This window comes from Pseudomonas sp. ZT5P21, from assembly GCF_054897785.1.
Genome location: NZ_CM142705.1, coordinates 4429998 through 4442865, shown reverse-complemented (window position 1 = coordinate 4442865; position 12868 = coordinate 4429998). Strand labels below are relative to the sequence as shown.

Genomic DNA, 12868 nt, shown 5'->3' with positions numbered 1-12868 from the left:
GCGGCGCAGATTATGCCCCAAGAGGCCGTTCAGAAGGTTGCTGGTTGTTTTTCAACGGAATGTGCAAGGGAGCGTCAAACCAGATGAATGTACGACACCACACCCGCTCGAGCCTGCAAATCGCAGCGCTGATGTTGCTCACCACCCTGTTGGCGGGCTGCGGCATCAACAACATCCCGTCTCTCGACGAACAGGCCAAGGCCGCTTGGGGCCAGGTGCAGAACCAGTACCAGCGGCGTGCCGACCTGATCCCCAACCTGGTGGAAACCGTCAAGGGCTATGCCAGACACGAAGAAGAAACCCTGACCGCGGTGATCGAAGCCCGGGCCAAGGCCACTTCGATCCAGGTGGATGCCAGCACGCTGGATAACCCCGAGAAGCTCAAACAGTTCCAGCAAGCGCAGGATCAGCTGACCGGTGCCTTGAGTCGTCTGATGGTGGTGTCCGAGCGCTATCCGGATCTCAAGGCCAACCAGAATTTCCTGGCGTTGCAATCACAGCTGGAAGGCACCGAGAATCGCATCGCCGTGGCGCGTCGCGATTTCATTCTGGCGGTGCAGAAATACAACACCGAAATCCGCACCTTCCCGGGGCGCTTGTGGCACACCGTGATGTACAGCGATCTACCTATTCGTGAAACTTTCGAAGCCACCAGCCCCGGCGCCGAGAAAACGCCGGAAGTGAAGTTCTGATTGGCCTGAAGCATCACCACGGATGAGGTTGCCAATGCGCGTGTTGAAAGTGGGCCTGGTGCTGTTGCTTTGGGTAGTTGCCCTGACGTCCCAGGCCGAACTGAAGTTTCCGCAACTGACCGGGCGGGTGGTCGATAACGCCCAGATGATCGAGCCGTCGGTGCGCGAGCAGTTGACGCAACAGCTCAACGCCCATGAAAAAGCCACCGGCGAGCAGTTGGTGGTGGTGACGTTGCCGGACCTGCAGGGCGCCGAGATTGCCGACTTCGGTTATCAGCTCGGTCGCCACTGGGGCATCGGGCAGAAGGACAAGAACAACGGCGCGCTGCTGATCGTCGCTCGCGATGAGCGCAGGCTGCGCATCGAAGTCGGCTATGGCCTGGAAGATCGCCTGACCGATGCGCAGAGTTCGGTGATCATCAATCAGGTGATCACCCCGGTGTTCAAGACGGGCAACTTCAGCAAGGGCATCAGCGACGGGGTCGCGGCGATGCTGGTGGTGTTGGGCGGCAGCCCGCTGGATGAGCCGTCCACGGTTTACGACTCCGGCGGTAATCAGGAAAGCGACTTTGTATCGCGGCATCCAGGGATTTTCGTGTTTTTGGTGTTGTTGTTCATCCTGACGATATTCGTCTTACAGATGTTCGGCATTATGCCCGTCGGCCGAGGCGGTTCGAGCGGTTCGCGTGGTGGTTTTGGCGGCGGTGGTTTTGGTGGCGGCGGTGGAGGCTTCAGTGGCGGCGGGGGCAGTTTCGGGGGCGGCGGTTCGTCGGGCGGCTGGTGATAACAACAATGAACGGGCATTCGTAAACATGGGATTACTGACTGAACACGAACAACGCAAAGTCGCCGAGGCGATTGCCCGGATTGAGCGCGACACCGACGCCGAACTGGTGACCGTGCTCGCGGCCCGCGCCGACGACTATGCGTACATCCCGCTGCTGTGGGCCAGTTTGCTGGCGCTGGTGGTGCCGGGCATCGTGCATTACCTGACCGGCTGGCTGACCATGCACAGCCTGCTGCTGGTGCAATGGATCACCTTCATCGTGTTGTGCCTGGTGTTTCGCATTCCGAAAATCACCACGCACCTGATCCCGCGTTCGGTGCGTCACTGGCGCGCCTCGAACCTGGCGCGCCGGCAGTTTCTGGAGCAGAACCTGCACCACACCGTGGGCAGCACCGGCATGCTGATTTTCGTCTGCGAGGCCGAGCGTTATGTGGAAATTCTGGTGGATGAAGGGATTTCCAAACGGCTGGATAACAAAAATTGGGACGTGATTGTTGCGGCGTTCACCCAGCAGGTGAAACAGGGGCAGACGTTGCAGGGGTTCGTGACGTGCGTCGAGGCGTGTGGCGAGTTGCTTAAGGTGCATGTGCCGGTGACGCATGTGCGCAATGAGTTGCCGAATCGGTTAGTGGTGTTGGGCTGAGGTTATGGTCGGGGTTGACACACATCATTGTGGCGAGGGGATTTATCCCCGTTGGGTCGCGAAGCGGCCCCATTCGGTCTGTTGTGTAAAACCGACTCTGAAATTCTACGACTGCTTCGCAGCCGAACGGGGATAAATCCCCTCGCCACAGGGAACTCGTCCAGCAGACGATTCGCACCGTTCGGTAAATAACTGCGTGTCCCGAACGACTATCACCCCTAAAATACCCGCCATTCCCGATTCGCTCCGCCCGAGGCCGTTTTTTCCATGTCTGTCACCGTTACTCCCGCCAGCCTCGCGCCGGATCACCACGCCCAGTTCATCGACCTGTTGAAAACCAGCCTCGACGCCAACGCCTTCATCAAGCTGGTGCTGGCCAAGTACGTCGGCACCGAAACGGATCTGCAGCGGCTGATCATCAAGCAGTTGACCGTCAAGGATCAGCCTTGCCTGTCCTTCGTCTACCGCTACAAAACCCGCGACATCACCAAGAACCTGCCGCTGGCGGAGGGCGTGGCGATCATTGCGGCTCTGCTGCCTGCCTCGTTCAAAAATGCCCATTTGTTGTCGCTGACCGACGAAGCCCAGCTCGAATACAGCAAAAAGGGCAAGTCATCGCTGTTCAAGAGTAAACCTCAGCAATTGCGCGAAGTGCCTTCCTCCGAGCACAACCGCGAGAAGAATCGCTTCCTCGACCTGAGTCGTCCGTTCCTCGCCGACCTCGGTGTGACGAACAGCAGGCACGAGCTGATCCCGGCGATGTCACGCAAGTGGAAGCAGATCAACAAATTCATCGAAGTCTTCAGCCACGCGCTGACCACCTCGCCGTTGGCATTGGATAAACCGGTGCGGGTCGCGGATTTCGGTTCGGGCAAGGGCTACCTGACGTTCGCGATCCACGACTACCTGCGCAACACCTTGAGCGCCGAAGGCGAGGTGACCGGCGTCGAGCTGCGTGAAGAGATGGTCACCCTGTGCAACGCCGCTGCCGCGAAACTGGAACATCCGGGTCTGGTGTTCAAGTGCGGTGACGTGCGCAGCGTGGCGCCGAGCGAACTGGACGTGATGATCGCGCTGCATGCCTGCGACATCGCCACTGATTATGCGATCCACACCGGCATCCGCTCTGGCGCCTCGATCATCATGTGCTCGCCGTGCTGTCACAAACAGATCCGCCTGCAAATCCAGAGCCCGGCGTTGCTCAAGCCAATGCTGCAATATGGTTTGCACCTGGGGCAGCAAGCGGAAATGGTCACCGACAGTTTGCGCGCGCTGTTCCTCGAAGCCTGCGGTTACGAGACCAAGGTGTTCGAGTTCATCTCACTGGACCACACCAACAAGAACAAGATGATCCTGGCAGTCAAACGCGCCGAGCCGGTGGACCCGGCCCGGCTGTTGGTGAAGATTCAGGAGTTGAAGGATTTCTATCAGATCAACGAGCACTGCCTCGAAACCCTGCTGCGCTCTGACGGCTACCTCTAATCCTGTGGGAGCGAGCTTGCTCGCGATAGCGGACTGGCAGCCGACGCAGATGTTGAATGTTATGGCCCCTTCGCGAGCAAGCTCGCTCCCACATTGGCTTTGACCGCGGTTTTGCGTCCGAGCATCACCGTCACAATCACCCCCGCTGCAAACAGCCAGGTGATCGGTTCGATGTGTTCACCAAAGAACAACGCCGAGAACGCGATGGTGAAGAAGATCTGCAACAACTGAATCTGACTGACCCGGGCAATGCCGCCCATCGCCAGCCCGGCGTACCAGGCAAAGAATCCAATGAACTGCGAGAACAGCGAAACATAACCAAACGCCCACCAGGTCTTGGCCGAAATCTCGCCCTGATGTTGCAGCGCCAGGTACACCACCGGCCCGATCAACAGCGGCGTCGACAGCACCAGCGCCCAGCAGATCACCTGCCAGCCTCCCATCTCCTTGGCCAATCGGCCACCTTCGGCATAACCCAGACCCCCTACGGCAATCGCGCCGAGCATCAGCAAATCACCGGCCTGAATGCTGCCGGCGCCGCTGATCAGCGCGTAACCCAGCACCAGCGCACTGCCCAGCGCGGCGCAGGCCCAGAAGGCTTTTGATGGTCGTTCGTGGGACAGCCACGCGGCGTACAACGCCACGCACAGCGGTTGCAGGCCGTTGACCAGTGCGCCGTGGGAAGCGGGCAAGGTCTGCATGGCCCAGGCCGAGAGCACCGGAAAGCCGAGGATCACCCCGGCGATCACCAGCGTCAGGCCTTTGACCTGATTCCAGGTTGGCCATTGTTCCCGGCGCCAAAGCAACAACAAGGCTGCCGGAATCGCCGCGAACAGCGCACGACCCAGGCCGTTGAGCAGCGGATGAAGTTCCTGCACGACGATCCGCGTGAAGGGCAGGGTGAGGCTGAAAATCACAACGCCGAGCAAGCCGAGGGCCATGCCGGTGTTTTCGCGCGAGGACATGAGGGCAACCAGAATCGAGGGTGGCGGTTAGAGTGTTCATCTAGCCATAAACCCGGTCGCTGCTGCTGTTACAGCTAGGCAAAGAATTATCCGTACAGTTTGAGGGCCTCTTCGCGAGCAAACCCGCTCCCACATTTGGAACGCGTTCCCCTGTGGGAGCGGGCTTGCTCCGGGCGGCGTTCCGACGAAGAACGATAACGCGGTAGTAGCTGGTTATTACCCGACCCAGCAGATTAGGACTACCTTGAATACTCCTACGCATTTCCCCAAAGGAGTCCTCCCCATGGCTGCCAAGAAAATCCTGATGCTGGTCGGCGATTACGTCGAAGACTACGAAGTTATGGTGCCGTTCCAGGCATTGCTGATGGTCGGCCACACCGTACACGCGGTGTGCCCGGACAAATCCGCCGGCCAGACCGTGCGCACAGCGATCCATGACTTCGAAGGCGACCAGACCTACAGTGAAAAACCCGGCCACCTGTTTGCCCTGAATTTCGATTTCGACAAGGTCGCTGAAGCTGACTACGACGCGCTCTTGATCCCCGGCGGTCGGGCGCCGGAATACCTGCGCCTGAACGAAAAAATCCTGGACCTGGTTCGCGCCTTCGACAAGGCCGGCAAGCCGATCGCCGCCGTGTGCCATGGTGCGCAATTGCTGGCGGCGGCGGGGGTTCTCGAAGGTCGAGAGTGCAGCGCTTACCCGGCCTGTGCGCCGGAAGTACGCTCGGCAGGCGGCACGTTCATCGATATCCCGGTGACGGAAGGTCACGTTCAAGGCAATCTGGCCACTGCTCCGGCCTGGCCGGCCCACCCGAGCTGGCTCGCCGGTTTCCTCGGCTTGCTGGGCACCAGAATCACGCTGTAACGATGGCCTTTTTCATGTGCGAGCTCTACGTTAAAGCCGATCCGATTCTCTACGAATCGCGCTCCCGCTCGCTGCGCATCTGCGGGGTGGTGACCACTCTGCGGCTGGAGAATCAGTTCTGGGACATCCTAAGCGAAATCGCCGAGGTTGACGGCATGACCAGGACCACGCCGGATCCGGTGGGAGCGGGCTTGCTCGCGAAGGGGCCCGCACAGGCGACAAAAATACTTGGCTGGTCTTTACTCTGAAACGCGAAACCTCTCAATTGCCAAGGAGAAAGAGCATGTCTGGATGGTACGAGTTGAGCAAAACCGGCAACGGCCAATTTCGGTTTGTGCTGAAAGCGGCGAATGCCGAACCGATTCTGAACAGCGAGCACTACACCACCCGCAGCGCCGCCGAAAGCGGCATAGCCTCGGTGCAAAAAAACAGCCCGCTGGATGAACGCTACGAGAAAAAGACCACCAAGGACGGTCACCCGTACTTCAACCTCAAGGCCGGCAACCACGAGATTATTGGCAACAGCGAAGCTTTTTCCTCTGATTCAGCGCGGGACAAAGGCATCGCCAGTGTGAAGGCCAACGGTCCGATCACCGTGATCAAGGACAAGACCCTGCCGGTGCTCTGAAAACACCGACGCTTCCACATTAGATTTCGGTCGAGCACACAATCTGTATTCGCCGCAGATCCAACGTGGGAGCGGGCCAGCCGCGTCGCCGTTAAACTTCGACTGGGACCGTCAGCTTGGGATTGCCCAGTGCATGCGTCTTCGAATCAAAAAACCGCAACTCTGACCCCATCCCCTCAAACACCTTCGCATAATGCCGCTTCTGGTGCTGGATAAACGCCTTGCTGCGCGGATAAATCGAAATCGCCACCACCTTCGGTCTGGCCTGGCGCAACGCATGAACGATGTGGCTGTCCTGCTCACCCAGCGCATGCCCAAAAACGCACAACCCCTCGCCATGCCCCAATAACTGGTCATAGCAAAACGACAAATAATCCGAACTGCGAATGGTCTTGAGCTTGTCCGCGCTCGGCCCTTCGTTCACAAACAGCGGCACGTCATCCAGCGTCTTGATCGTGTTGTTGATCGCAAAACTGCCCAGCAACGTACCCTCGGTCGACATCAGTTTGCGCGCTGTGCCGTCCTGATTGCGTACCAGATGCAAACCACCGTGCAGGTATAGCAAGCGGGTTTTATCGGTGGCCGTGGCGCTCAAGTCAAACCCCGGCTCGGCGCCCTTGAACAGGTCGGTGATGGCGTCCGGCTGGTGCTGGATCGCCCAGTAGCTGAGTAAGTCGTAGTTGGTGGTGAACACCGTCCGGTAGCACCCCAGTTCCTGACTGATCGTCGCCAGGGACGAAGGCACCACCAGCCGCCACGGGATATGCACCGCATGCACGGTGTTGATCAGCGCTTCCTTGATCGCGTAGTAGCGATTGCGCGGCGCAGCGGAGCTGACGGCCAGGGCTTTGTTCACGCGGCTGGTGGTTTTCAGCGCGCTCAGTACCTGCTCGAAACTGCGCGTCTGCATCGCGTCGAACACGCTCAGCTCGGACTGGCTCAGGGGTTTTTCTTCGACGGTGCGGGCGTTTTCGAACAGCGAGTCGTAGCCGAAATCGTCCCACACCGCGCGGCTGGCGCCGTTGCCCACAAGCAGGCCGCTGATCGAGGCGGTGGCGCGCAAGGCGTTCCAGTCTTCAAGTTCGGCATCGACATCCTGGAAATCAGTCATTGCGGTCGTCGTCTCAAAAAACAAAAGGTCGGATGGGCGGCGACTTTATCACGACCGGTAGTTGAGCCAGATCAAGTTCACGCCTGGCAGATGGGTCGATCCTGTGGGTATCCGCCGGATCGAACAGCCGATACGGCGCCAAACTGGAGATTCGCTCATGAGCAGCACGTTTTTCATTCCCTCCGTGAACATCATGGGCATCGGTTGCCTCGACGAAGCGATGGACGCCATTGGCAAGTACGGCTTTCACAAGGCGCTGATCGTCACTGACACCGGGCTGGCCAAGGCGGGCGTGGCGGCGATGATTGCCGAGAAGCTGGCAATGCAGGACATTGATTCGGTGATCTTCGACGGCGCCAAGCCCAACCCGAGTATGGCCAACGTCGAGAGCGGCCTGGGCCTGCTCAAGGAAAGTCGTTGTGATTTCGTAGTGTCGCTGGGCGGTGGATCGCCCCACGACTGCGCCAAAGGCATCGCCTTGTGCGCGACCAATGGCGGGCAGATTCGCGACTACGAAGGCGTCGATCAATCGACTAAACCGCAACTGCCACTGATCGCCATCAACACCACTGCCGGCACGGCCAGCGAGATGACCCGTTTCTGCATCATCACCGACGAATCCCGCCACGTGAAAATGGCCATCGTCGACCGCAACGTGACGCCGTTGTTATCGGTCAACGACCCGGCGCTGATGGTTGCCATGCCGAAGAGCCTGACAGCGGCCACCGGCATGGACGCGCTGACTCACGCCATCGAAGCCTACGTATCCACCGCCGCGAACCCGATCACCGATGCCTGCGCGCTGAAGGCGATCACGCTGATCAGCAACAACCTGCGCCTGGCCGTGCGCGACGGCAGCGACATGGCTGCGCGGGAGAACATGGCGTACGCGCAATTCCTCGCGGGCATGGCGTTCAACAATGCTTCGTTGGGCTATGTCCACGCCATGGCTCACCAGTTGGGTGGTTTCTATGACTTGCCCCATGGCGTGTGCAACGCCGTACTGCTGCCGCATGTGCAAAGCTTCAATGCGATGGTCTGCGCTGATCGTCTCACGGAGGTCGCCAACGCGATGGGCGCTGACATCCGTGGTCTGAGTCCGGAAGAGGGCGCCCGGGCGGCCGTCGCAGCGATTCGTAGCCTCGCCAAAGACGTGGACATTCCCGCCGGCTTGCGTGAACTCGGTGCCCGGCTCAACGATATCCCGACCCTCGCCACCAACGCCCTTAAAGATGCGTGTGGCGTGACCAATCCACGGGCGGCGGATCAGCGGCAGATCGAAGAGATTTTCCGCAACGCGTTTTAAGCGCTTTTTCGACCGGGCGCGATGATCACGCAGAGCATCGCGCCCAAGGCCAGTAAAGTGCACAGCAATGACAGCGGCCATGCCTGCTGACTGGCGATCAAACTGGCAATACCGCCGATGGCGGCGGCCATCACTTGATGAATGAACCCGCTCAACGCCATCGCGTAAGCACCGCCGACCGGCGAACCGTCGTTGGCCAGCGACAGACTGATCGGGTAATTCAATGACTGGCCAAACACCGCAACGCAGTAGGGCATCCAGAACAACAGCGCAATCGAAGTGCCCGCGATGCTCCCCAGCAACATCACCGCGCTGCCGGCCAGAACCAGCCCCACGCCTGCCGTCATCAACCGACGCTGACCGGTGCGCAGCACCAAACCGTTGACCCCCAATGCCCCCAGAAAATACGCCGCGCTGATCGGCCAGCCTAACAGTCCGTATTCCACGGCCGACCAGTCGAACGGTCCTTGCAGAACCAGCGGCGCCGCTGTGTTGAATGCGATGATCACCCCATAACCGAGCCCGCCGGTGAGTGCCGGCAGCAGGAAAGCTCGATCCCGCAGAATGCGCCAGTAGTTCGGCCAGGCGGACGACTGAGTATTGTCTTCCACCCGCATCGGGAATGTGACCCGTGCCACGACCATCGCCAGTAACAGACTCACACTACCCAGCAGGTAGAAAATCACCGGCCAGCCCAGCGTTACCTGGATGATCGACCCTAGGTACTGACCGATACCCAGCGCCACCACGAAAGAAATTGAAAGCCAGGACAGTGCCTTGGCCAGCAAGTCCCCCCGAAAGCTGTCACGGATCAGCACCCGGGCCATTACTGAAATCCCGCTGGCGCCGATGCCTTGAACCAGTCTGAAAAACAGAAAAGATTCGAGCGTCTGGCCCAAGGGTAGGGCAAGGTTACCCAACCCATAAATGCCCAGCGCCGCGAGCAGCACCGGTTTTCGGCCGATACGCTGACCAAGGCTGCCCCAGAACAGCATTGGCAGCGCCATGCCGATCAGATACACCGCCAATCCCCATGACACCTGTGAAGCGTCGGCAGACAGATATCGAGCCATCTCCGGCAGCGCCGGCAGGTAAATGCTCATGCCCAATTGCGCGAGAAAAACCGTGCTGCAGGTGACTAGGAGGGTGGTGCTGCTCTTCATCGAGTCTTCCTTGGGTTTTCAATCACCGATGTTCCGAGCGTGTAAGAGTTCAGTCACGAGTTCACAAAACTGGCGGATCAGTATCGGCTCCATGTCGGCACGCAGGGTGATAAGGAGGGCTGCCTGACCTTGTGCAACCACCGGGAAAAACACGGCCGAGGTAAAGAATCCGAGATTGGCCAGTCGATGGCGATGTTGTTGGCCAACGCCGCTTCACCGCAGCGAATCAGTCGAATCGCCATGTTGCTGCCGTGTTGTCCGGTTCGAATCAGGCTGTCGAAGAGCTGGATATTAGCCTGAAGTTTATCCTGCAACGCGGCGAATTCCGGCGTGTGGTGCAACAGGATGGAAGCTCTGGCTGCTCCAATGGCTGCACTGTTCAGACTTTGCGACCAATTACTGGGGCCGCCGTAACGCTGAATGAGGGTCTTCTGCCGGTCGTTGCCAAGCATCACCAGCCCGCCACTGGCCCCAAACGATTTGGCCAGGGATGCGACAATCAGGCAGTCACCATCAAGCACGGGAATCTTGGGGCGTACGAGACCGGCGCCAATTGTTCCTACGGCGGATAGTGCGTGGGAGTCGTCCAGATAGAGAAACAACCCATAACGCTCCTTCAGGTACAAAAGATTGTCCATGTCTGCAACTCCGCCCATGTTGTACGCGCCGTCGGCGACGTACGCGACTTTGGCGTGCTGTTTACACAGATCTTCGAGGAAACCCATATCGTTGTGCGGGCACGTCACATCTCGGGTTTCATCCGCGCAGGCCGATTTCAAGTGGTTCATCGAATAATGGGCGAGCCGATCGAACGCCATCAGGGGAGCCTGGTTTTGTGTGAATACGCCGCTGGCCAGCATCGGCAGAATCCCTGCACTCGCGGCGCTGCACGACAAGGTGCTTAGGCAGGTAGCACCGAACAACCCCGATAGTTCGCTTTCGTACCGCTCCAAAATGGCTTCTACTTCCTCGACCCCGACGGCCACAAGCTCGAAGCCCATGTCGGCGATCTGGCGTCACGCCTGGCCGTCTGTCGGCAGCGGCCGTATCCGGGATTGAAGTTCTTCGACGATCAGTCAGTCGATTCTCCGGGGACCTGATATAGACTTGCGCACATTCACCCAATAGCGCCAAAGGATTTCCCGATGACCCCATCGCTGCTAATGGCCGTTCTCGCCTCGGGCTTCATTTACGGCATCACGCCGGGGCCAGGCGTATTGGCAGTGTTTGGCATCGGTGCGGCGCATGGGCGGCGCGCCGGGGCGGGTTTTCTGTGCGGGCATTTGCTCGGCGACGTGGTTTGGTGCAGTACTGCGCTGATCGCGATTGTCGGTGCGCGGGAAATCGGCAGTACGGCGTTTGACGTGTTGGGCGTGCTCAGCGGGCTCTATCTGTTCTGGCTCGGGTTGCGCGCGGTGCGGGCGAGGCGCAGCAGTGCCGAAGCGCCTCAGGGCCCTGCGCGGCAGCCGTTCTGGCACGGCATTTTGTTCGGTTTGACCAATCCGAAAGCGTATCCGGTGGCGGTGGCGACCTTCACTGCGTTGCTGTCCAGCCGTGCGGAGTTGCTGCATTGGTCGATGTTGCCCTGGCTGATCGTTCTGAGTTTCGTCGGTGGTCTTTTCGCCTACGCTATCCTCATTGGCATCGTCGGTGCGCGGCAGGTGCGCAGCCTGTATCAACGGTATGAACTGGCGATCACCCGGCTGTGCGGGGTGATGTTTATCGGTTTCGCCATCAACGCCCTGGTGCATGCGTTACCGGGGCTGATGCCGCACAAGGCTTGAAACTGATCGCAGGGACGCGTCAGCGACATCATCACCAGTAAGGGAAAGTTCTTCATTGCTGCATTGTTCGGGCATGCGCTCTGCACCATGGCAATCAGAAATTCCGCGCCGTCGGCGAGTTACATCGATTTGCTGCTGGACGCCGTTTGCGCGGTTGATAAACAAGGTCGCTTTGTTTTTGTCAGCGCGGCCTGCGAGCGCATTTTTGGTTACACGCCTGACGAACTGGTCGGCCAGCCAATGATTGATCTGGTGCATCCCGCCGACCGCCAGCGCACCCTCGACGCCGCGCGGGAGATCATGGGCGGCGACCCCAAACTCAACTTCGAAAACCGCTACCTGCGCAAGGACGGCGGGGTGGTGCACATCCTGTGGTCTGCGCGCTGGTCAGAAGTCGATCAACTGCGCATCGCCGTGGCCCGCGACATCACCGAACGCAAGCAGGCCGAATCGCGGCAAGCGGCGCTGTACGCGATTTCCGAAGCCGCCCATGCGGCGGAAGACTTGCTGGCGTTGTTCAAACGCATCCACCTGATCATCGGGGAATGGCTGCCGGCGCTGAATTTCTCCGTGGCGCTGTATGACGAGCATTGCGCGCAGCTCAATTTTCCTTATCACGTCGACGACAACGAACTGCAACCCGAGCAGCCTGGAACGGTCACCGGGCGCTTATGCGCCGAAGTGATCCGCAGTGGCCAGCCGATACTGCTGACCCCGGACCAGGGCAACGCACCGGCAGAATTCGAGACACTGGTCGCGGGCCAGCATTCGCCTTGCTGGCTCGGCGTGCCGTTGAACTCGCAGAACGGCACCATCGGCGCGCTGATCGTTAAAAGCGTAGCGGGCGGCGAGCGCTATACCGAGCAAGACAAGGAACTGTTGCAGTTTGTATGCGCCCAGGTCGCCACCGCGATCGAGCGCAAGCAGTTGCATGCCCGATTGCAGCGCATGGCCCAATACGATCCACTGACCCAACTGCCCAATCGCGAGTTGCTCCGTGACCGGTTGAAAGCCTCGCTGACCTTGGCCAAGTCGGATGGCGGACGCATGGCATTGTTGTACGTCGATCTCGACCACTTCAAGGAGGTCAACGACACCTACGGCCACGCGGTCGGCGACATGCTGCTGCAAGCGGTCGCCAATCGTTTGAAAGGCTGCGTGCGCGAAACGGACACGGTGGCGAGAATTGGTGGGGATGAGTTTGTGGTGTTGTTGCACACCATTCATGCCGCGGAAGACGCCGACAATGTTGCCGGAAAAATCCGTCAGATCCTGGCGCAACCGCTGCGACTGGACGGGCACAACCTCACCATCAAGCCGAGCATCGGCGTTGCGCATTACCCGGAGCACGGTACGGAAGAAAAGCAATTGTTCCGTCACGCCGATGAGGCCATGTACAGCGCCAAACGCCAGAATCATCAGCAGTTCGGGGCCTGACCAGC

At 59.6% G+C, this 12868-nt stretch carries 12 protein-coding genes and 3 pseudogenes; 11 read left to right on the top strand and 4 right to left on the bottom strand.

Translation table 11 applies throughout. The features are described 5' to 3' along the window. The first annotated feature begins 83 nt into the window (after positions 1-83). From ACYZT9_RS20635 to ACYZT9_RS20620, 4 genes are all read left to right on the top strand, one after another. Positions 84-692, top strand: coding sequence for a LemA family protein (locus tag ACYZT9_RS20635; protein ID WP_462007178.1), 609 nt, complete (start codon positions 84-86; stop codon positions 690-692). Between the two features lie 34 nt (positions 693-726). Then, positions 727-1476 (top strand): TPM domain-containing protein, encoded by a 750-nt coding sequence (locus tag ACYZT9_RS20630; RefSeq protein ID WP_462007177.1) that lies wholly within the window; start codon positions 727-729, stop codon positions 1474-1476. Positions 1477-1504: 28 nt separating this feature from the next. After that, positions 1505-2122 carry a TPM domain-containing protein gene (locus ACYZT9_RS20625; RefSeq protein ID WP_462007176.1) on the top strand — a complete coding sequence of 206 codons (618 nt, stop codon included), beginning with the start codon at positions 1505-1507 and terminating at the stop codon, positions 2120-2122. A gap of 267 nt (positions 2123-2389) precedes the next feature. Further along, positions 2390-3604 (top strand): class I SAM-dependent methyltransferase, encoded by a 1215-nt coding sequence (locus ACYZT9_RS20620; protein WP_462007175.1) that lies wholly within the window; start codon positions 2390-2392, stop codon positions 3602-3604. A gap of 59 nt (positions 3605-3663) precedes the next feature. On the opposite strand, the gene ACYZT9_RS20615 is transcribed toward ACYZT9_RS20620, so the two are convergent. Then, entirely contained in the window at positions 3664-4569 is a 906-nt protein-coding gene (locus tag ACYZT9_RS20615; protein ID WP_462007174.1) for a DMT family transporter, read from the bottom strand. A gap of 283 nt (positions 4570-4852) precedes the next feature. Here ACYZT9_RS20615 and ACYZT9_RS20610 point away from each other — a divergent pair, with 283 nt between their 5' ends. From ACYZT9_RS20610 to ACYZT9_RS20600, 3 genes and pseudogenes are all read left to right on the top strand, one after another. Continuing rightward, positions 4853-5434 (top strand): DJ-1/PfpI family protein, encoded by a 582-nt coding sequence (locus ACYZT9_RS20610; RefSeq protein ID WP_462007173.1) that lies wholly within the window; start codon positions 4853-4855, stop codon positions 5432-5434. Between the two features lie 14 nt (positions 5435-5448). Then, positions 5449-5595 (top strand): annotated as a pseudogene (locus ACYZT9_RS20605) (ribbon-helix-helix domain-containing protein); the annotation flags it as partial. Between the two features lie 122 nt (positions 5596-5717). After that, on the top strand, positions 5718-6062 hold the full coding sequence (locus ACYZT9_RS20600) for a YegP family protein (RefSeq protein ID WP_462007172.1): 345 nt from the start codon (positions 5718-5720) through the stop codon (positions 6060-6062). 91 nt (positions 6063-6153) lie between these two features. Here the strand turns inward: ACYZT9_RS20600 and ACYZT9_RS20595 are convergent, their stop codons facing one another. Continuing rightward, positions 6154-7173 (bottom strand): DUF4917 family protein, encoded by a 1020-nt coding sequence (locus ACYZT9_RS20595; protein ID WP_462007171.1) that lies wholly within the window; start codon positions 7171-7173, stop codon positions 6154-6156. Between the two features lie 157 nt (positions 7174-7330). Here ACYZT9_RS20595 and yiaY point away from each other — a divergent pair, with 157 nt between their 5' ends. Next, positions 7331-8479: an L-threonine dehydrogenase gene (gene yiaY, locus ACYZT9_RS20590; protein WP_462007170.1), complete on the top strand. Its 1149-nt coding sequence runs from the start codon at positions 7331-7333 to the stop codon at positions 8477-8479. Here the strand turns inward: yiaY and ACYZT9_RS20585 are convergent. Together ACYZT9_RS20585 and ACYZT9_RS20580 are read right to left on the bottom strand one after the other, a co-directional pair. Beyond that, positions 8476-9642 carry an MFS transporter gene (locus ACYZT9_RS20585; RefSeq protein ID WP_462007169.1) on the bottom strand — a complete coding sequence of 389 codons (1167 nt, stop codon included), beginning with the start codon at positions 9640-9642 and terminating at the stop codon, positions 8476-8478. The two genes, yiaY and ACYZT9_RS20585, sit on opposite strands and share 4 nt — an antisense overlap. A gap of 18 nt (positions 9643-9660) precedes the next feature. Further along, positions 9661-10601, bottom strand: a pseudogene (locus ACYZT9_RS20580) (aminotransferase class I/II-fold pyridoxal phosphate-dependent enzyme); the annotation flags it as partial. Here ACYZT9_RS20580 and ACYZT9_RS20575 point away from each other — a divergent pair. The 3 genes and pseudogenes from ACYZT9_RS20575 to ACYZT9_RS20565 form a co-directional block, all read left to right on the top strand. Then, positions 10602-10742 (top strand): annotated as a pseudogene (locus tag ACYZT9_RS20575) (glutathione transferase); the annotation flags it as partial. It abuts the pseudogene before it with no gap. A gap of 45 nt (positions 10743-10787) precedes the next feature. Beyond that, positions 10788-11426 carry a LysE family translocator gene (locus ACYZT9_RS20570; protein ID WP_462007168.1) on the top strand — a complete coding sequence of 213 codons (639 nt, stop codon included), beginning with the start codon at positions 10788-10790 and terminating at the stop codon, positions 11424-11426. 87 nt (positions 11427-11513) lie between these two features. Further along, positions 11514-12863 (top strand): sensor domain-containing protein, encoded by a 1350-nt coding sequence (locus tag ACYZT9_RS20565; RefSeq protein WP_462007167.1) that lies wholly within the window; start codon positions 11514-11516, stop codon positions 12861-12863. The last annotated feature ends 5 nt before the right edge of the window (positions 12864-12868 follow it).

What these genes read in the sequence shown, in the direction of transcription:
- yiaY (WP_462007170.1), top strand. Translation starts at nt 7,331, where the DNA reads ATGAGCAGCACGTTTTTCATTCCCTCCGTGAACATCATGGGCATCGGT.
- ACYZT9_RS20600 (WP_462007172.1), top strand. Translation starts at nt 5,718, where the DNA reads ATGTCTGGATGGTACGAGTTGAGCAAAACCGGCAACGGCCAATTTCGG.
- ACYZT9_RS20615 (WP_462007174.1), bottom strand. Translation starts at nt 4,569, where the DNA reads ATGTCCTCGCGCGAAAACACCGGCATGGCCCTCGGCTTGCTCGGCGTT.
- ACYZT9_RS20625 (WP_462007176.1), top strand. Translation starts at nt 1,505, where the DNA reads ATGGGATTACTGACTGAACACGAACAACGCAAAGTCGCCGAGGCGATT.
- ACYZT9_RS20630 (WP_462007177.1), top strand. Translation starts at nt 727, where the DNA reads ATGCGCGTGTTGAAAGTGGGCCTGGTGCTGTTGCTTTGGGTAGTTGCC.
- ACYZT9_RS20620 (WP_462007175.1), top strand. Translation starts at nt 2,390, where the DNA reads ATGTCTGTCACCGTTACTCCCGCCAGCCTCGCGCCGGATCACCACGCC.
- ACYZT9_RS20570 (WP_462007168.1), top strand. Translation starts at nt 10,788, where the DNA reads ATGACCCCATCGCTGCTAATGGCCGTTCTCGCCTCGGGCTTCATTTAC.
- ACYZT9_RS20595 (WP_462007171.1), bottom strand. Translation starts at nt 7,173, where the DNA reads ATGACTGATTTCCAGGATGTCGATGCCGAACTTGAAGACTGGAACGCC.
- ACYZT9_RS20635 (WP_462007178.1), top strand. Translation starts at nt 84, where the DNA reads ATGAATGTACGACACCACACCCGCTCGAGCCTGCAAATCGCAGCGCTG.
- ACYZT9_RS20565 (WP_462007167.1), top strand. Translation starts at nt 11,514, where the DNA reads ATGGCAATCAGAAATTCCGCGCCGTCGGCGAGTTACATCGATTTGCTG.
- ACYZT9_RS20610 (WP_462007173.1), top strand. Translation starts at nt 4,853, where the DNA reads ATGGCTGCCAAGAAAATCCTGATGCTGGTCGGCGATTACGTCGAAGAC.
- ACYZT9_RS20585 (WP_462007169.1), bottom strand. Translation starts at nt 9,642, where the DNA reads ATGAAGAGCAGCACCACCCTCCTAGTCACCTGCAGCACGGTTTTTCTC.